Origin of the sequence: Pseudomonas nabeulensis (assembly GCF_004682045.1) — a bacterium.
Classification (GTDB): Bacteria; Pseudomonadota; Gammaproteobacteria; order Pseudomonadales; family Pseudomonadaceae; genus Aquipseudomonas; species Aquipseudomonas nabeulensis.
Map to the genome: position 1 here is coordinate 60,321 of NZ_QUZT01000028.1, position 17,441 is coordinate 77,761.

Below are 17,441 nucleotides of genomic sequence, written 5' to 3' on the forward strand. Positions count from 1 at the left end.
GTGTCAGGCGGGTACGAGGAAGGCCGCTTCCAGCAGTTGCCGGGTATAGGCATGCTGCGGGTCGGCAAAGATCGCTTTCGCATCCCCTTGCTCCACCACCTGCCCATGCTTGACCACCATCAACTGGTGACTCAGCGCCTTCACCACCGCCAAGTCATGGCTGATAAACAGGTAGGTCAGGTTGTACTTGGCCTGCAAACTGCGCAGCAATTCCACCACCTGACGCTGCACCGTGCGGTCCAGTGCCGAAGTGGGTTCGTCCAGCAGGATCAGGCGCGGCTTGAGTACCAGTGCGCGGGCGATGGCGATACGCTGGCGCTGCCCGCCGGAGAACTCATGGGGGTAGCGGTGCCGGGCGTCCGGGTCGAGGCCGACCTCCTTGAGAGCGGCGATAATCGCGGCTTCCTGCTCGGCCGGCGTGCCCATCTTGTGGATCCGCAGGCCTTCGCCAACGATTTCGCTGACCGACATGCGCGGGCTCAAGCTGCCGAACGGGTCCTGGAACACCACCTGCATTTCCCTGCGCAACGGGCGTACCTGTTGCTGGGTGAGCGTGTCCAGTTGCTGGCCTTCGAAGCGAATGCCGCCCTTGCTGGCGATCAGCCGCAAAATCGCCAAGCCCAGAGTGGACTTACCCGAGCCACTCTCGCCGACAATCCCCAGGGTTTGCCCTTGGGGCAGGCTGAAGTTGATGCCATCCACCGCCTTGACGTAATCGACGGTGTTGCGCAAAAAGCCCTTCTTGATCGGGAACCAGACTTTCAAGTCATCGACTTCCAGCAGTGGTGGCCCCACCTCGTTGCGGGCCGGCCCGCCGCTGGGTTCCGCCGCCAGCAGTTCCTGGGTGTACGGATGCTGCGGCGATTGGAACAGCGTCTCGCAATCGGCCTGCTCGACGATGCAGCCCTTTTGCATCACGCACACGCGGTGGGCAATCCTGCGGACCAGGTTCAAGTCATGGCTGATCAGCAGCAACGCCATGCCCAGCCGTGCCTGCAACTCCTTGAGCAGCTCCAGGATCTTCAACTGCACCGTTACATCAAGGGCGGTGGTCGGTTCATCCGCGATCAACAGTTCCGGCTCATTGGCCAGGGCCATGGCGATCATCACCCGCTGGCGCTGGCCGCCGGACAGTTCATGGGGCAGCGCCTTGAGGCGCTTGTGCGGTTCGGGAATACCTACCAGCTCCAGCAATTCCAGGGTGCGCTGGGTCGCGACCTTGCCTTGCAGGCCCTTGTGCAGGCCGAGCACTTCATTGATCTGCTTCTCGATGGAATGCAGCGGGTTCAACGAGGTCATCGGCTCCTGGAAGATCATCGCAATGCGGTTGCCACGGATATGGCGGATGGTTTTTTCTTTCAGCGTCAGCAGGTCTTGCCCGGCATAGTTGATGGTGCCGGACGGGTGCCGCGCCAGCGGGTAGGGGAGCAGGCGCAGGACCGAATGGGCCGTTACCGATTTGCCCGAGCCACTTTCGCCCACCAGCGCCAGGGTTTCACCACGCTTGATATCGAAACTGACGTTGTTCACCACGCGATGGTGGTGCTCGCCCGTGACGAACTCGACACTGAGGTCGCGGACTTCGATCAGATTGTCCTGATTCATCTCATTTCCTCGGGTCGAAGGCATCGCGAGCGGACTCGCCGATAAACACCAGCAGACTCAACATGATCGCCAGCACCGCAAAGGCACTCATGCCCAGCCACGGCGCTTGCAGGTTGGATTTGCCCTGGGCCACCAATTCACCCAGCGACGGCGAACCGGCTGGCAGACCAAAGCCGAGGAAATCCAGCGCGGTCAGGGTGCCGATGGCGCCGGTGAGAATGAACGGCATAAAGGTCATGGTCGAGACCATCGCGTTGGGCAGGATATGCCGGAACATGATTGCGCCGTTCTGCATGCCCAGCGCCCGCGCGGCACGCACGTATTCCAGGTTGCGTCCACGGAGGAACTCGGCGCGCACCACGTCCACCAGGCTCATCCACGAGAACAACAGCATGATCCCCAGCAGCCACCAGAAGTTGGGCTGCACAAAGCTTGCGAGGATGATCAGCAGGTACAGCACCGGCAACCCCGACCAGATCTCCAGGAAGCGCTGCCCAGCCAGGTCCACCCAACCGCCATAGAAGCCCTGCAATGCACCAGCGATCACGCCGATGATCGAACTCAGCACGGTCAGTGTCAGCGCAAACAGCACCGATACGCGGAAGCCGTAAATTACTCGCGCCAATACATCGCGCCCCTGATCATCGGTGCCCAGCAGGTTGACGCTGGACGGCGGCGCAGGAGCCGGCACCTTGAGGTCGTAGTTGATGCTCTGGTAGCTGAACGGGATCGGCGCCCACAAGGTCCAGGCGTCCTTGGCCTTGAGCAGTTCCTGGATATACGGGCTCTTGTAGTTCGCCTCCAGCGGGAACTCGCCGCCGAAGGTGGTCTCCGGGTAGCGCTTGAGCGCCGGGAAATACCAGCCACCGTCGAAGTGCACCGCCAGCGGCTTGTCGTTGGCGATCAACTCCGCACCCAGGCTCAGCACGAACAGCACCAGAAACAGCCACAGCGACCACCAGCCGCGCTTGTTGGCCTTGAACCGCTCGAACCGGCGGCGATTGAGGGGGGATAAAGTCATCTCAATGCTCCCGGCTGGCGAAGTCGATGCGCGGATCGACCAGGGTGTAGGTGAGGTCGCCGATCAGCTTCACGATCAGCCCCAGCAGGGTGAAGATAAACAACGTGCCGAACACCACCGGGTAGTCGCGGTTGATCGCCGCTTCAAAGCTCATCAGGCCCAGGCCGTCGAGGGAGAAGATCACTTCCACCAGCAACGAGCCGGTGAAGAAGATGCCGATAAAGGCCGACGGAAACCCGGCAATCACCAGCAGCATCGCATTACGGAACACATGCCCGTAGAGCACGCGGTTATGGGTCAGGCCCTTGGCCTTGGCAGTGACTACGTACTGCTTGTTGATCTCGTCGAGAAAGCTGTTCTTGGTGAGCAGGGTCATGGTGGCAAAGTTGCCGATCACCAGGGCCGTGATCGGCAATGCCAAGTGCCAGAAGTAATCGAGGATCTTGCCGCCCCAGCTCAATTCATCGAAGTTATTGGAGGTGAGTCCGCGCAAGGGGAACCAATCGAAATAGCTGCCGCCAGCAAACACCACGATCAGCAGGATCGCAAACAGGAACGCCGGGATCGCATAGCCAACGATAATCGCTGAACTGGTCCACACATCGAAGTGGCTGCCGTGCCGCGTGGCCTTGGCGATCCCCAGCGGGATCGACACCAGGTACATGATCAACGTGCTCCATAACCCGAGGGAGATGGACACCGGCATCTTTTCCTTGATCAGGTCGATGACCTTGGCGTCGCGGAAAAAGCTGTCGCCAAAATCCAGCCGGGCGTAGTTCTTGACCATGATCCACAAACGTTCCGGCGCCGATTTGTCGAAACCGTACATCTTCTCGATTTCCTGGATCAGCGCCGGGTCCAGGCCCTGGGCGCCACGGTAGCTGGAACCTGCCACTGCCACCTCGGCGCCGCCACCGGCAATGCGGCTGGTGGCGCCGTCAAAACCTTCGAGCTTGGCGATCATTTGTTCCACCGGGCCGCCGGGAGCGGCCTGGATGATGATGAAGTTGATCAGCAGGATCCCGAACAGCGTGGGGATGATCAGCAACAGGCGGCGAAAGATATAGGCCAGCATTTAATCGCCTCCGCTCGCCGGATCGGCGCTTGCTTGGGGGGGAGTCGGTGGTTGCACATTCGGCTTGCTCCACCAGGTAGAGATGCCGACGTCGTACCGTGGCGAAACCTTGGGATGACCGAGGTTGTTCCAATAGGCCACGCGGAAGGTCTTGATGTGCCAGTTGGGGATCACGTAGTAGCCAAACTGCAACACCCGGTCCAGGGACTTGGTGTGGGCGATCAGGCTGGCGCGGGTGTCGGAGTCGATCAGTTGCTCGACGAGTTGGTCGATGGCCGGGTCCTTGAGGCCCATGTAGTTGCGGCTGCCGGGCTTGTCGGCGCTGGTGGACTTCCAGAATTCGCGCTGTTCATTACCTGGAGACGATGACTGCGGGAAGCTGCCCACCACCATGTCGAAATCCCGCGAGCGCAGGCGAGTGATGAATTGGGACACGTCCACCCGGCGAATCACCAGGTCTATCCCCAAGTCCGCCAGGTTGCGCTTGAATGGCAGCAGCACGCGCTCGAATTCGGTCTGGGCCAGCATGAATTCGATGGTCACCGGTTTGCCGGTGGTGTCGACCATTTTGTCATCGACGATCTTCCAGCCGGCTTCCTGCAACAGTTGGTAGGCCTCACGTTGCTGGTTGCGGATCATGCCGCTGCCGTCGGTCTTGGCCGGTTCGAAGGCTTCGGTGAAGACTTGCGGCGGGATCTTGTCGCGCAGCGGCTCCAGGATCGCCAGTTCGGCCGGGCCGGGCAGGCCAGTGGCGGCCATGTCGGAGTTTTCAAAGTAACTGCGGGTGCGGGTGTAGGCACCGTTGAACAGCTGCTTGTTGCTCCACTCGAAATCCAGCAACAGGCTGATGGCCTTGCGCACGCGTACGTCCTCGAACATCGGCTTGCGCAGGTTGAACACAAAGCCCTGCATCCCCGTGGGGTTGCCGTTCGGGATCTCTTCCTTGATCAGGCGACCTTCGGCCACCGCCGGTACGTTATAGGCATTGGCCCAGTTCTTCGCGCTGAACTCCGCCCAATAGTCAAATTGCCCAGCCTTGAGTGCTTCCAGCGCCACCGTGGCGTCGCGGTAGTAATCGGTGATGCGTTGGTCGAAGTTGTACAGCCCCTTGTTGATCGGCAGGTCCTTGCCCCAGTAATCCTTGACCCGCTCATAACGTACCGAACGCCCGGCCTTGACCTCGGCCACCTTGTAGGGGCCGCTGCCCAACGGAAATTCCAGGTTGCCCTTGGTAAAGTCGCGGGTGGCCCACCAGTGTTTCGGCAGTACCGGCAATTGGCCAAGAATCAGCGGCAGCTCACGATTGTTGGTGCGCTTGAACTTGAACAGCACGCGCAACGGGTCTTCGGCGACCACTTCGTCGACGTCGGCGTAATAGGTGCGGTAGAGCGGGGTGCCGTCCTTGATCAGGGTCTGGAAGCTGAACACCACGTCGTCGGCGCGTATGGGGTGGCCATCGTGGAAGCGGGCCTCGGGGCGCAGGTAGAAGCGGACCCAGCTGTTGTCCGGGGCTTTTTCGATCTTGCCGGCCACCAGGCCATATTCGGTGAAGGGTTCGTCCAGGCTTTGGGTGACCAGGGTGTCGTAGATCAAGCTGATATTGTCGGCAGGCACGCCCTTGCTGATAAACGGGTTGAAACTGTCAAAACCGGTCAGGCTCGACTCGCGGAACGTGCCGCCCTTGGGGGCGTCGGGGTTGACGTAGTCGGTGTGCTTGAAGTCGGCGGGGTATTTGGGCGGTTCGTTGTAGAGCGTCAACGCGTGTTGTGGCGCGGCGTGGGCCACGTTGTACAGCAACAGGCCGGCGAGCAGTGCGTTGCGCAATAACATCATTGGGCTTTCTCCGAAGCTTTCAGCCACCATGCGCTCAAGCCCAGGCTGTAGGGCGGCGTGGTGACAAAGGCGAACCGGTTGCGGTACGCCAGGCGATGATAGTTGAGGTACCAGTTGGGAATGCTGTAGTGCTGCCACAACAGCACCCGGTCCAGGGCACGGCCAGCGGCCAGTTGTTCTTCGCGGGTCTGTGCGGCCAGCAGTTGTTCCAGCAGGTGATCGACAACCGGGTTGGCGATGCCTGCGTAGTTCTTGCTGCCCTTGATTGCTGCCTGGCTGGAGTGAAAGTACTGCCATTGCTCCAGGCCCGGGCTGAGGGTTTGCCCCAGGGTCATGAGGATCATGTCGAAGTCGAACTGATCCAGGCGTTGCTTGTACTGGGCGCGGTCCACCGTGCGCAGGCGTGCGTCGATGCCGATGCTGATCAGGTTCTCCACGTAGGGCTGCAGGATGCGCTCCAGGTTCGGGTTGACCAGCAGGATCTCAAAGCGCAGCGGCTGGCCTTTGCTGTCCAGCAAACGCTGGCCTGACAGTTTCCAGCCAGCTTCGCCCAATAACGTGAGGGCGCGGCGCATCGTTTCGCGAGGAATGCCGCGCCCGTCGGTTTGCGGCAGGCTGAACGGTTGCGTGAACAGGGCGGGCGGCAACTGGTCGCGGTACGGCGAGAGCATCAGCCATTCATGGCCGGTGGGGACGCCGGTCGCGGCGAACTCGCTGTTGGGGTAGTAGCTCACCGTGCGTTTATAGGCGCTGCTGAACAGGGTGCGGTTGGTCCACTCGAAGTCAAACATCAGCCCCAGGGCTTCACGCACTTTGGTCTGGCTGAACGTCGGCCGCCGGGTGTTCATGAACAGGCCCTGGCTTTGGGTGGGGATCTGGTGGGCGATCTGCGCCTTGATCACATCGCCACGGTTGACCGCCGGAAAGTTGTAGCCCGTCGCCCAGTTCTTGGCCTGGTGTTCGATATAGATGTCGAATTCGCCGGCCTTGAACGCTTCGAAGGCCACGTCGCTGTCGCGGTAGAACTCCACTTCGACCTTGTCGTAGTTATAGAAACCGCGATTGACCGGCAGGTCTTTGCCCCAATAATCCTTGACCCGCTCAAACACCAATTGGCGCCCTGGGGTGACCTTGCTGATGCGGTAGGGGCCGCTGCCCAGCGGCGGTTCGAAGGTGGTGGCCTTGAAGTCGCGGTTCTTCCAGTAATGCTGGGGCAGCACCGGCAACTCGCCCAAGCGCAGGATCAGCAACGGGTTGCCGGCACGCTTGAACACAAAACGAATGCGATGGGGGTTGAGAATGTCGACCCGCGCCACCTCTTGCAGGTTGGTGCGGTATTGCGGATGGCCTTCGGTCAGCAGGGTGCGATAAGAGAACGCCACGTCATCGGCGGTGATCGGGTGGCCATCGTGAAAACGCGCTTCCGGGCGCAGATTGAATACTACCCAGCTGCGGTCCTCGCTGTACTCCACCGACTGCGCGATCAGCCCGTAGCTGGAAGTAGGCTCATCGCCAGAAGGCGCGTATTGGCCGGTGCCGACCATCAACGGCTCGTTGAGCTCATTGACGCCGTATTGCAGGAAATTGGGGGTGGACACCGGGCTGGAGCCCTTGAAGGTGTAAGGGTTGAGCGTATCGAATGTGCCAAATGCCATCACCCGCAACGTCCCGCCTTTCGGCGCTGCAGGGTTTACCCAATCGAAGTGGGTGAATTTGGCCGGGTACTTGAGCACGCCGAACTGCGTATAACCGTGGTTCTCGGTAATCGTCGCGTTCGCAGCAAAGCTCAAGGCCAGACTTATTAGTAGAAGGAGGGGACGCTTCAAGTCAGAGATCCGATCCAGGCGGCTTGGGCTTTATGATCGGTACAGTAACAGCTTGTTCCAGTTGGAAAAAGCATCTTGAAAACGGCGATAAACCGATGTGGGAGCGGGCTTGTTGTGGCGAGGGAGCTTGCTCCCGCTGGAGCGCGAAGCGCTCCCAAGCCGGCAAGTACACCAGAAATATTTTGATTGTATAGGTTTGGGGCTGCTACGCAGCCCAGCGGGAGCAAGCTCCCTCGCCACATGCAAGCCTTGCCTCACATATTAAGGTCTCAGCGCGGCCCGGAAACCACCAGCATCTGCCCCGGCTTCAACGCCTGGCCAGTGCGCGGGTTCCAACGCTTGAGATGTTGCATCTCAACGTTGAAACGCTTGGCGACGATATACAGCGAGTCGCCTTTCTTGACCTTGTACTGCACGGGCTTTTTCGATGCGACCTTGCGGGTATCCTGCATCACCAGCGTCTGGCCGACCTTGAGCGACTGGCCGTTGAGCTTGTTCCAGCGCTGCAAGTCATGCACATCGACCTTGTTGGCCTTGGCAATCAACGTCAGGTTGTCGCCGCTGCGCACTTTGTAACTGCGCGAGCGTCCGGCAACACGAGCGGTTTCAACTTCGTCGAACACCGGCTTCTTGGGGCGCATGCTCAGCAACTCTTCCGGCTTCATCGTCGAAAGGGTGCTGGTGAGCAGTTGCGCCTTGGAGGTCGGCACCAGCAAATGCTGGGGGCCGTCGAGGGTAGTGCGTTGTTTCAGGGCCGGGTTGAGCTGGAACAGTTCGTCTTCGTCGATTTCGGCCAGCGCGGCGACCCGTGACAGGTCCATGCTTTGCTTGACTTCTACCACTTCGAAGTACGGCGTATTGGCAATCGGGTTCAGGTTGACACCGTAGGCCTCGGGCGCCAGCACCACTTGGGACAGCGCCAGGAACTTGGGCACGTAGTCCTTGGTTTCCTGGGGCAGCGGCAGGTTCCAGTAGTCGGTGGGCAAACCGAGCTTTTCGTTGCGCTCGATGGCCCGGCTTACCGTGCCTTCGCCGGCGTTGTAGGCCGCAAGCGCCAGCAGCCAGTCACCGTTGAACATATCGTGCAGACGAGTCAGATAGTCCAGGGCAGCGGTGGTGGAGGCGGTGATATCACGGCGGCCGTCGTAGGCGCGGGTCTGGCGCAGGTTGAAGTAACGCCCGGTGGAGGGAATGAACTGCCACAAGCCGACCGCATCGCTGCGGGAATAGGCCATTGGGTTGTAGGCACTTTCAATCACTGGCAGCAGCGCCAGCTCCAGGGGCATGTTGCGCTCTTCAAGGCGTTCGACGATGTAATGAATGTAGAGACTGCCGCGTTCCCCGGCGTTCTCCAGGAAAGACGGGTTACTGGCAAACCACAGGCGTTGTTGCTCGATACGTGGGTTGACGCCTACGCCGTCCTGCAATTGAAAGCCCCGACGCATGCGTTCCCAGACATCCTGGGGCACTTCGGGGCTGGGCTTCTCTGTGAGCCAAATAGGTTTTTGCTTGATCTTGGCAGCAAGATTCGGTTTGGGTTGCACGGTGGATTGTGCAGCGAAGTTAGTCGATTGGCAGCCCGCCAGAGTTGCGGAGACAGCCACCGCCACGGCTTGAGCCAGGCGGGTCAATGCGTCTGAAGAGATGGATTTACGAATAGATGACGACATTGGCTGGAAGTAAGTTCCGGGCAAAAATGTCGGGCGATTCTAGAAAGCACTTTGGTTCCGGTCAACCATTCAGAAATTGCGTATCAGATTGCGTCCCTTTAGAACTTATCTTTCCAAGCCCTCAAACTAGCAAACACCTCGGCCCCAGAGCGGTTGTCGCGGCCATTCCGTTCGTCCGCTTTTTGTTTAACGGATGTTTCAGTGGTCCGTAGAAAAGGGTTGGTGCGTTTTTCCAGGGCCAGGTTGGATGGCAAGGTGATCTCACCACGAGCTCGCAGTTGGCGGACGTTTTCCACCCGTTCGGCGATATCGGCGTTGTGCGGTTCCACCGCTTGGGCAAACTTGAGGTTACTTTGTGTGTACTCGTGGGTGCAGTACACCAATGTGTCGTCAGGCAGTGCGGCCAGGCGTTCCAGGGAGGTGTGCATTTGCTCCGGGGTGCCTTCGAACAAACGTCCGCAGCCGGCGGCGAACAGGGTGTCGCCACAGAACAGAACGCCCTGGTGATAAAAGGCGATATGGCCAAGGGTGTGACCGGGCACTGTATAAATGTCGAAGTCCCAACCCAGCACGCTGATGCGGTCGTTATCGTTCAGCGCCACATCCCGCGCCGGGATCTTCTCGCTGGCCGGGCCGTAGACCTTGGCGTCAGTGATACGCTTGAGCTGTTCGACGCCGCCGACATGGTCGTGGTGATGGTGGGTGATCAGGATATCGCTGAGGGCCCACTGCGGGTTTTGCTCAAGCCAGGCCAGCACGGGGGCGGCATCGCCAGGGTCGACCACGGCGCAGCGATGGGTGAGCGGGTCCTGTAACAACCAGATGTAGTTATCGGTGAAGGCGGGCAGGGCACTGATCTGTATCATTCTTCGATTCGCCAAGCTGAACACATTGGTGCATCTTAGAACGTCTAGGCGAGTTGGAGAATGCAATGAACGATAAAGCGTTCGCCCAGGCCGATCCCGAGTGGCTGGCCTTGATCGGCGCAGCCCGCGAATGGCTGTCCGGGCCCGTCGGGCAATTTCTGCTGGACGAAGAGCGGCGCATGCTCGAAGACGAGCTGGGCCGGTTCTTCGGCGGCTATCTGGTGCATTACGGCCCGTCGGCCCAGACACCGCCGTCCGCGCCGCAGGTGCAACGCAATGTGCGCCTGGGTGCGCCGTTGCCGGGGGTGGAGATTGTCTGCGAGGAGCAGGCCTGGCCGTTGAGTGAGCATGCCGCCGATGTGGTGGTGTTGCAGCATGGCCTGGATTTCTGCCTGTCGCCCCATGGCCTGCTACGTGAGGCCGCGAGCAGCGTGCGCCCTGGTGGCCATTTGCTGATTGTCGGTATCAATCCCTGGAGCAGTTGGGGTTTGCGGCATGCGTTCGCCCACGACGCACTGCGCCAGGCGCGCTGCATCTCGCCCTCCAGGGTCGGTGACTGGCTGAACCTGCTGGGCTTTGCGCTGGAGAAACGCCGCTTCGGGTGCTATCGTCCGCCGCTTGCCTCGACCAAGTGGCAGGCCCGCCTGGCCGGCTGGGAACGCCGTGCGGGGGCCTGGCAATTGTCGGGCGGCGGCTTCTATTTATTGGTCGCGCGCAAGATCGTGGTCGGGCTGCGCCCCGTGCAACAGGTGCGCCGTGAATCTATCGGCAAACTGGTGCCAATGCCGCTGGCCAAGGTCAACCGCAAGCAAAGCGAACCGTAAAACCTCTTTTTGATTTAAGACCGAGTAACCGATGACCGATACCGTAGAACTCTTCACCGATGGCGCCTGCAAGGGCAACCCGGGGCCTGGCGGCTGGGGCGCCTTGCTGGTGTGCAAGGGCGTCGAGAAGGAGCTGTGGGGCGGCGAACCCAACACCACCAACAATCGCATGGAACTGATGGGCGCCATCCGCGGCCTCGAAGAACTCAAGCGACGCTGCGACGTGCTGCTGGTGACCGACTCGCAATATGTGATGAAGGGCATCAACGAGTGGTTGGTCAACTGGAAGAAGCGCGGCTGGAAAACCGCTTCCAAGGAACCGGTGAAAAACGCCGACCTGTGGCAATTGCTCGATGAGCAATGCAATCGCCATGACATCACCTGGAAATGGGTGCGTGGTCATATCGGCCACCCAGGCAACGAGCGTGCCGACCAGTTGGCCAACCGTGGCGTGGATGAAGTGCGGGGCTACAAGCAGAGCTGATGCCAGCTCACGTGTTAACATCCCGCCCTTTGACTTATACCCCGTTGAGAGCTGAACCCTGATGGCCATCCGATCTGTTGTACTCGATACCGAAACCACCGGCATGCCGGTGACCGATGGCCACCGGATCATCGAAATCGGCTGTGTCGAACTGATGGGGCGACGCCTCACTGGGCGTCACTTTCACGTTTATTTGCAACCGGACCGTGACAGTGATGAAGGCGCGATTGGCGTGCACGGCATCACTGACGAATTCCTCAAGGGCAAGCCGCGTTTCGCGGAAGTGGCCGATGAGTTCTTCGAATTCATCAACGGCGCCCAGCTGATCATCCATAACGCGGCGTTCGACGTCGGCTTCATCAACAACGAATTTGCCCTGATGGGGCAGACTGATCGCGCTGATATCTCCCAGCACTGCTCGATCCTCGACACCTTGATGATGGCGCGTGAGCGTCACCCAGGCCAACGCAACAGCCTGGACGCCTTGTGCAAACGTTATGGCGTCGACAACTCCGGCCGTGAACTCCACGGCGCCTTGCTCGACTCCGAGATTCTCGCCGACGTCTACCTGACCATGACCGGTGGGCAGACCAGCCTGTCCCTGGCGGGTAATGCCTCAGACGGCAGCGGTTCGGCAGAAGGCTCGGGCAACCGTCCTTCGGAAATCCGCCGCTTGCCGGCGGATCGCAAGCCAAGCGTCATTATCCGCGCCACCGAGCAGGACATGGCCGAGCATGCGGCGCGGTTGGAAGCGATTGCCAAATCCGCCGGCGCCCCGGCGTTGTGGACCCAACTGACCCAGCAGTAACCTCTGGCTCATAGAGATCAAAATGTGGGAGGGGGCAAGCCCCCTCCCACATTTTTTGATTTCCGTCGCCGATGAAATCTTCATTCGCGTCATCGCCCCCCAGCTTCTACCCTTGAGTGCATAGCCCTCAGGACTGAACGCACTCATGTACAAAGACCTGAAGTTCCCCGTCCTTATCGTGCACCGTGACATCAAGGCCGACACCGTTGCCGGTGACCGGGTCCGAGGCATCGCCCGGGAGCTGGAACAGGAAGGCTTCAGTATTTTCTCTGCAATGGACTACGCCGAAGGTCGGCTGGTGGCCTCTACCCATCATGGATTGGCCTGCATGTTGATCGCCGCCGAAGGCGCTGGCGAAAATACCCACCTGCTGCAGAACATGGTCGAGCTGATCCGCTTGGCGCGGCTGCGGGCGCCGAACTTGCCGATCTTTGCCTTGGGCGAACAGGTTACCCTGGAGAACGCGCCGGCAGATGCCATGAGCGAACTCAACCAACTGCGCGGCATTCTCTATCTGTTTGAAGACACCGTGCCGTTTCTGGCCCGGCAGGTGGCGCGGGCGGCTCGCACTTACCTGGATGGCTTGTTGCCGCCATTCTTCAAGGCGTTGGTGCAACACACCGCCGACTCCAATTATTCCTGGCACACCCCCGGTCATGGCGGCGGCGTGGCCTACCGCAAAAGCCCGGTGGGTCAGGCGTTTCACCAGTTCTTTGGGGAAAATACCCTGCGCTCGGACTTGTCGGTGTCGGTGCCGGAATTGGGTTCGCTACTGGATCACACCGGCCCGCTGGCGGAAGCCGAAGCCCGTGCGGCGCGTAACTTTGGCGCCGACCATACGTTCTTCGTGATCAACGGCACGTCCACCGCCAACAAGATCGTCTGGCATTCCATGGTCGGTCGCGACGACCTGGTGCTGGTGGACCGCAACTGCCACAAGTCAGTGCTGCACTCAATCATCATGACCGGCGCGATTCCGTTGTACCTGTGCCCGGAGCGCAATGAGCTGGGGATTATCGGACCGATCCCCTTGAGCGAATTCAGTCCCGAGTCGATTCGCGCCAAGATCAACGCCAGCCCCCTGACCCGTGGCCGCCCGCCGAAAGTTAAGATGGCCGTGGTCACCAACTCCACCTATGACGGCCTGTGCTACAACGCCGAGCTGATCAAGCAGCAATTGGGCAACAGTGTCGAGGTGCTGCACTTCGACGAAGCCTGGTACGCGTACGCGGCGTTTCATGAGTTCTTCGCCGGGCGCTATGGCATGGGCACCTCACGCACCCCTGACAGCCCATTGGTGTTCACTACTCACTCCACGCACAAATTGCTGGCGGCGTTCAGCCAGGCTTCGATGATTCATGTGCAGGACGGCGGTGCGCGCCAGCTCGACCGGGATCGTTTCAACGAAGCGTTCATGATGCATATCTCCACCTCGCCGCAATACAGCATCATCGCCTCGTTGGACGTCGCCTCGGCCATGATGGAAGGTCCCGCTGGGCGCTCGTTGCTGCAAGAGATGTTCGATGAAGCCCTGAGTTTTCGCCGAGCCCTGGCCAACCTGCGCCAGCATATTGCCGCCGAAGACTGGTGGTTCTCCATCTGGCAGCCACCGTCCGTGGCGGGCATTGACCGTGTGGTCACCGCAGATTGGCTGTTGCACCCGCAAGACGATTGGCATGGCTTCGGCGAGGTGGCGGAAGATTACGTGCTGCTCGACCCGATCAAAGTGACGTTGGTGATGCCTGGTCTTACTGCCGGTGGCGCCTTGAGCGACTGCGGAATCCCCGCAGCGGTCGTCAGCAAATTCCTCTGGGAGCGTGGGTTGGTGGTGGAAAAGACCGGGTTGTATTCATTCCTCGTGCTGTTTTCCATGGGCATCACCAAGGGCAAATGGAGTACCTTGCTCACCGAGTTGCTGGAGTTCAAGCGCAGCTATGATGCCAATGTGAACTTGGCCAGTTGTTTGCCATCGGTGTTTGCCCAAGGCCCCACGCGCTATCAAGGCTTGGGATTACGCGACTTGTGCGACCAATTGCACAGCTGTTATCGCAGCAATGCCACGGCCAAGCACCTCAAGCGCATGTACACCGTGTTGCCGGAAATCGCCATGAAGCCCGCCGACGCCTACGATCAATTGGTAAGAGGCGAAGTGGAGGCGGTTTCCATTGATGCCTTGCCAGGACGCATCGCAGCCGTAATGCTGGTGCCGTATCCACCGGGCATCCCGTTGATCATGCCGGGCGAGCGTTTTACCGAGTCGACGCGCTCGATTATCGACTACCTGGCCTTCGCCCGGACGTTCGATAGCAGTTTCCCGGGGTTTGTGGCTGATGTTCATGGGTTGCAACACGAAGACGACGGCGGTGGTCGTTGTTACACCGTCGATTGCATCAAGGGTTAAGGAAGTTTATGCAGGCTGTAATGAACCCGAAGTATCCAGGGCTCAGTGTACGGGTCGCCGACGAGGGCTTTGATGCCTACGTGTGGGGCAATGATTTCAGCTTTGAGGTCAGCGCCTATGGTGAGCCGCAGATGGGTAGGCGCGTCGATCTATGGCCCGTGGAGCGCGTGCTGCCTTACCGCAAATGCTACGGGATCGACCCGGAAGAGTTCGCCAGTTTCCGCGATGCGCCCGACAGCGCGATTTTCATGGCCTATCTGGATGATCGGGCGGTAGGGCATATCGTGGTCAGTACCAACTGGAATGGCTTTGCCCATGTAGATGAGTTGGCGGTGGCTTTGCCTGCGCGGCGCCACGGTGTCGCCAAGGCGCTGCTGGATGTGGCGCAGTTCTGGAGCCGCAAGAAAAACCTGCCGGGCATGATGCTGGAAACCCAGAACAACAACCTTGGCGCCTGCCGTTTGTATGAGCGTTGCGGCTATATCATGGGCGGGGTCGATCACCTGCGTTATCGCGGCATCGACCCGCAAACCCGGGAAGTGGCGATTTTCTGGTATCGGCTGTTCAAGGCCGAGGTCGACAAGGCTTAGCCTTCCAGCAAGCTTTCTGCTTTTTGCGTGACAATCTCCAGCAGCGCATTCAGTGCCGGGCTACTTACGCCTTCCTTGAGCGTCAGCGCATACAGGCTGACCATGATCGGCGGCGACACCGGGCATGCATCCAGCCCGGCGTCCCTGGCGCCGAACGCGGTAAACGGGTCGACAATCGCCAGGCCTTCTCCCGCTTCCACCATGCTGCGCATCATCTGGTAGGTCTGCACCCTTGTTTGCACCACCGGCAGCGGGCGCAGCGCTTGCAGCTTGGCGTCCAGCAGGCGGCTCAGTGGGTCCTGGCCCTCCAGGCCGATCATCGACTGGCCGGCCAGATCTTGGAGTGCAATGTATTTCTGCTTGGGCTTGAGCCAGCCATGGGGGGCGAGCAACTGGAGTTTGCCCTGGGCCAGCACCGTGCTCTGGATTTGCGGATGCTCCGGGTCATGCAGGCTCAGGCCGACGTCGGCTTCGTGGAGCAACAGGCTTCGGACAATCGCACGAGTCGGTTGGCTCGACAGGTTGCACGGCGTGTCCAGAAAGCGCCGGCGCAGCAGGGCGATGCTTTGCGGCAGCAACTGGTTGGCCAACGGCGGAGTACACAACGCGCGCAGGGTCGGGGCGTGATGATGTTTAAGGCGACTGGCCAGGCGTTGTAACGGCTCCAGTGCTTCATAGACATGGGCGATTTCGGCTTGCAGCTCCAGAGTTTCCCGGGTCGCCTGCAATCGTCCCCGCACACTGGCGAACAACATAAAGCCGAGTTGCTGCTCGGCGTCCTTGAGTGCCGACTCAACATCGCCCACGGGAAGTTGCAACCATTCGGCGGCGGTGCCGAGGTGTCCGGTCTGCAAGATGGCCTGAATCACTTCGAGATGACGTAAACGCATCGCCGGAGTCTATGTGCAGCGCGATGGGGATTCAATAGAATGCCTGCATTGATCTCAACGACCACTTACAACAAAAACAGCTCCGATCCCACATGCCTCTCCCCTCGATATTCCGCGGGGTAACGGCCAAACAACTCCTGGTGCTGGTCACCGTGGGTTGTGCGGCTGCTTATCTGCTAAATAATCACGACGACACGACGCCGGAAAACCTGGCCCTTGAGGCGTTTATCCGTGCCGAGCAACAGGTGACTGAACACGTCGGCGCCGTACTGGATATTGCGTTGGTCAGGCAGGTAGTCGCCCATCCCGGTTTTAACTCAGCGGGCTACACGCGTTCGATGTATGCGGTCGAAGGAGAGCGGGGACGGTTGATGGTGACGCTGAAAAAAGTCGAAGGGGATTCGATGATTGAGGTGACGGAGGTGCGCCAGCCTTGATCACGCCCAGCCCAGTCAACGCCATCAATGGCCAGGACTGAGCAGGTCGATAAGGCGAGATCTCAGGATGCGAGAATGGTGTCCGATTCGCGCACGAGAATGGTGCCCGACTGAATCAGCTTGAACTCATCGCCTTCCAGTTTTTCTACGCGGTCGCCAATGGCCAGCTTGTAGGTAGTGGTAGGCGCCGAGCCAGCCAGGTCGCCTTGCGCCGGGTTGGATTCCTGGAACTCATGCACCGAATACACGCGTCCTTCTGCGTCTCTGGCATGAAACTGTCCGACTAATACTGCTGCCATCTATTTAGAACCTCTGGAGAAAATCACTCGATTTGCGGTTCTGTAGACCGTCATGGAGCGGGGTAGTTTACCTACATGGAAAAAATACTATTCGCTGGTATTTTAAGATTGTTCCTACGTGCTCAAGTACAAGGCAAACGTCTGGCGAACACGTCGCGAAGGCTCTATAACTACAAGCTCCTTTAGTCAGACGTCGGGAAAACCTCCATGAGCAAGGTCTACACGATTGCCGTCCTGGTTGGCAGCTTGAGAAAAGAGTCGATCAACCGCAAGGTCGCCCTGGCATTGGCCGAACTGGCCCCTGCCAACCTCAAGTTGAACATTGTCGAAATTGGCGATCTGCCGCTCTACAACGAGGACATCGACGCTGGGAGCCCGCCGGCAGCCTACAGCACTTTCCGTCAGCAAGTGAGTTCATCCGACGCAGTGCTGTTCGTGACCCCGGAATACAACCGTTCTGTGCCCGCACCGTTGAAGAACGCGATTGACGTGGGCTCGCGCCCGTACGGCCAAAGTGCCTGGAGTGGCAAGCCTGGAGCGATCATCAGCGTGTCGCCGGGCGCCATTGGTGGGTTTGGTGCCAACCATCATCTGCGCCAGTCGTTGGTGTTCCTCGACGTACCGTGCATGCAGCAGCCCGAAGCCTACCTGGGTGGAGCGGGCAGTGTGTTTGATGAGGGGGGCAAGGTCTCGGAAAAGACCAAGCCGTTCTTGCAGGCGTTTATTGATGCCTATGGAAAGTGGGTAGAAAAACAAACAGCCTGATCTGTTAATGCGATCAAAATGTGGGAGGGGGCTTGCCCTAATGCCAG

General features: G+C 59.8%; 16 protein-coding genes. 7 read left to right on the forward strand and 9 right to left on the reverse strand.

Annotated features, from left to right (window positions below; genetic code table 11):
• Nucleotides 1–3 precede the first annotated feature (3 nt).
• The 7 genes from DYL61_RS16015 to gloB form a co-directional block, all read right to left on the reverse strand.
• The gene (locus DYL61_RS16015) at nt 4–1,605 is read right to left on the reverse strand and encodes an ABC transporter ATP-binding protein (RefSeq protein ID WP_135309126.1); all 1,602 of its coding nucleotides are present in this window, start codon (nt 1,603–1,605) and stop codon (nt 4–6) included.
• 1 nt (nt 1,606) lies between these two features.
• Nucleotides 1,607–2,626, reverse strand: coding sequence for an ABC transporter permease (locus DYL61_RS16020; RefSeq protein WP_105698093.1), 1,020 nt, complete (start codon nt 2,624–2,626; stop codon nt 1,607–1,609).
• Nucleotide 2,627: 1 nt separating this feature from the next.
• Nucleotides 2,628–3,701, reverse strand: a complete 1,074-nt coding sequence (locus tag DYL61_RS16025) for a microcin C ABC transporter permease YejB (protein WP_135309127.1) — start codon at nt 3,699–3,701, stop codon at nt 2,628–2,630.
• Nucleotides 3,702–5,534 carry an extracellular solute-binding protein gene (locus DYL61_RS16030; protein WP_135309128.1) on the reverse strand — a complete coding sequence of 611 codons (1,833 nt, stop codon included), beginning with the start codon at nt 5,532–5,534 and terminating at the stop codon, nt 3,702–3,704.
• Nucleotides 5,531–7,360: an extracellular solute-binding protein gene (locus DYL61_RS16035; RefSeq protein WP_135309129.1), complete on the reverse strand. Its 1,830-nt coding sequence runs from the start codon at nt 7,358–7,360 to the stop codon at nt 5,531–5,533. Before DYL61_RS16035 ends, DYL61_RS16030 begins: the two co-directional genes overlap by 4 nt.
• 269 nt (nt 7,361–7,629) lie before the next feature.
• Nucleotides 7,630–9,030 (reverse strand): transglycosylase SLT domain-containing protein, encoded by a 1,401-nt coding sequence (locus tag DYL61_RS16040; RefSeq protein ID WP_135309130.1) that lies wholly within the window; start codon nt 9,028–9,030, stop codon nt 7,630–7,632.
• Between the two features lie 98 nt (nt 9,031–9,128).
• Nucleotides 9,129–9,896 (reverse strand): hydroxyacylglutathione hydrolase, encoded by a 768-nt coding sequence (gloB, locus tag DYL61_RS16045; protein ID WP_135309131.1) that lies wholly within the window; start codon nt 9,894–9,896, stop codon nt 9,129–9,131.
• 65 nt (nt 9,897–9,961) lie between these two features.
• On the opposite strand from gloB, the gene DYL61_RS16050 reads away from it, so the two are divergent.
• The 5 genes from DYL61_RS16050 (at nt 9,962) to DYL61_RS16070 (ending at nt 15,003) form a co-directional block, all read left to right on the forward strand.
• Nucleotides 9,962–10,720 (forward strand): class I SAM-dependent methyltransferase, encoded by a 759-nt coding sequence (locus DYL61_RS16050; protein ID WP_135309132.1) that lies wholly within the window; start codon nt 9,962–9,964, stop codon nt 10,718–10,720.
• A 31-nt stretch (nt 10,721–10,751) separates the two neighbouring features.
• Nucleotides 10,752–11,204, forward strand: a complete 453-nt coding sequence (rnhA, locus tag DYL61_RS16055) for a ribonuclease HI (RefSeq protein WP_135309133.1) — start codon at nt 10,752–10,754, stop codon at nt 11,202–11,204.
• Nucleotides 11,205–11,271: 67 nt separating this feature from the next.
• Nucleotides 11,272–12,012, forward strand: a complete 741-nt coding sequence (gene dnaQ / locus DYL61_RS16060; RefSeq protein WP_167497969.1) for a DNA polymerase III subunit epsilon — start codon at nt 11,272–11,274, stop codon at nt 12,010–12,012.
• A 145-nt stretch (nt 12,013–12,157) separates the two neighbouring features.
• Nucleotides 12,158–14,413 (forward strand): Orn/Lys/Arg family decarboxylase, encoded by a 2,256-nt coding sequence (locus tag DYL61_RS16065; RefSeq protein WP_135309134.1) that lies wholly within the window; start codon nt 12,158–12,160, stop codon nt 14,411–14,413.
• A gap of 20 nt (nt 14,414–14,433) precedes the next feature.
• Nucleotides 14,434–15,003 carry a GNAT family N-acetyltransferase gene (locus DYL61_RS16070; protein ID WP_238704569.1) on the forward strand — a complete coding sequence of 190 codons (570 nt, stop codon included), beginning with the start codon at nt 14,434–14,436 and terminating at the stop codon, nt 15,001–15,003.
• Here DYL61_RS16070 and DYL61_RS16075 read toward each other — a convergent pair.
• Nucleotides 15,000–15,893 (reverse strand): LysR substrate-binding domain-containing protein, encoded by an 894-nt coding sequence (locus DYL61_RS16075; RefSeq protein ID WP_135309136.1) that lies wholly within the window; start codon nt 15,891–15,893, stop codon nt 15,000–15,002. The genes DYL61_RS16070 and DYL61_RS16075 overlap by 4 nt on opposite strands.
• A 92-nt stretch (nt 15,894–15,985) precedes the next feature.
• On the opposite strand from DYL61_RS16075, the gene DYL61_RS16080 reads away from it, so the two are divergent.
• Nucleotides 15,986–16,330: a hypothetical protein gene (locus DYL61_RS16080; protein ID WP_135309137.1), complete on the forward strand. Its 345-nt coding sequence runs from the start codon at nt 15,986–15,988 to the stop codon at nt 16,328–16,330.
• A 62-nt stretch (nt 16,331–16,392) separates the two neighbouring features.
• Here DYL61_RS16080 and DYL61_RS16085 read toward each other — a convergent pair whose 3' ends face one another.
• A complete protein-coding gene (locus DYL61_RS16085) occupies nt 16,393–16,629 on the reverse strand; it encodes a hypothetical protein (RefSeq protein ID WP_105698106.1) in 237 nt (78 codons plus the stop codon).
• Nucleotides 16,630–16,836: 207 nt separating this feature from the next.
• On the opposite strand from DYL61_RS16085, the gene DYL61_RS16090 reads away from it, so the two are divergent.
• Nucleotides 16,837–17,394, forward strand: a complete 558-nt coding sequence (locus tag DYL61_RS16090; protein ID WP_135309138.1) for an NADPH-dependent FMN reductase — start codon at nt 16,837–16,839, stop codon at nt 17,392–17,394.
• Nucleotides 17,395–17,441 lie beyond the last annotated feature (47 nt).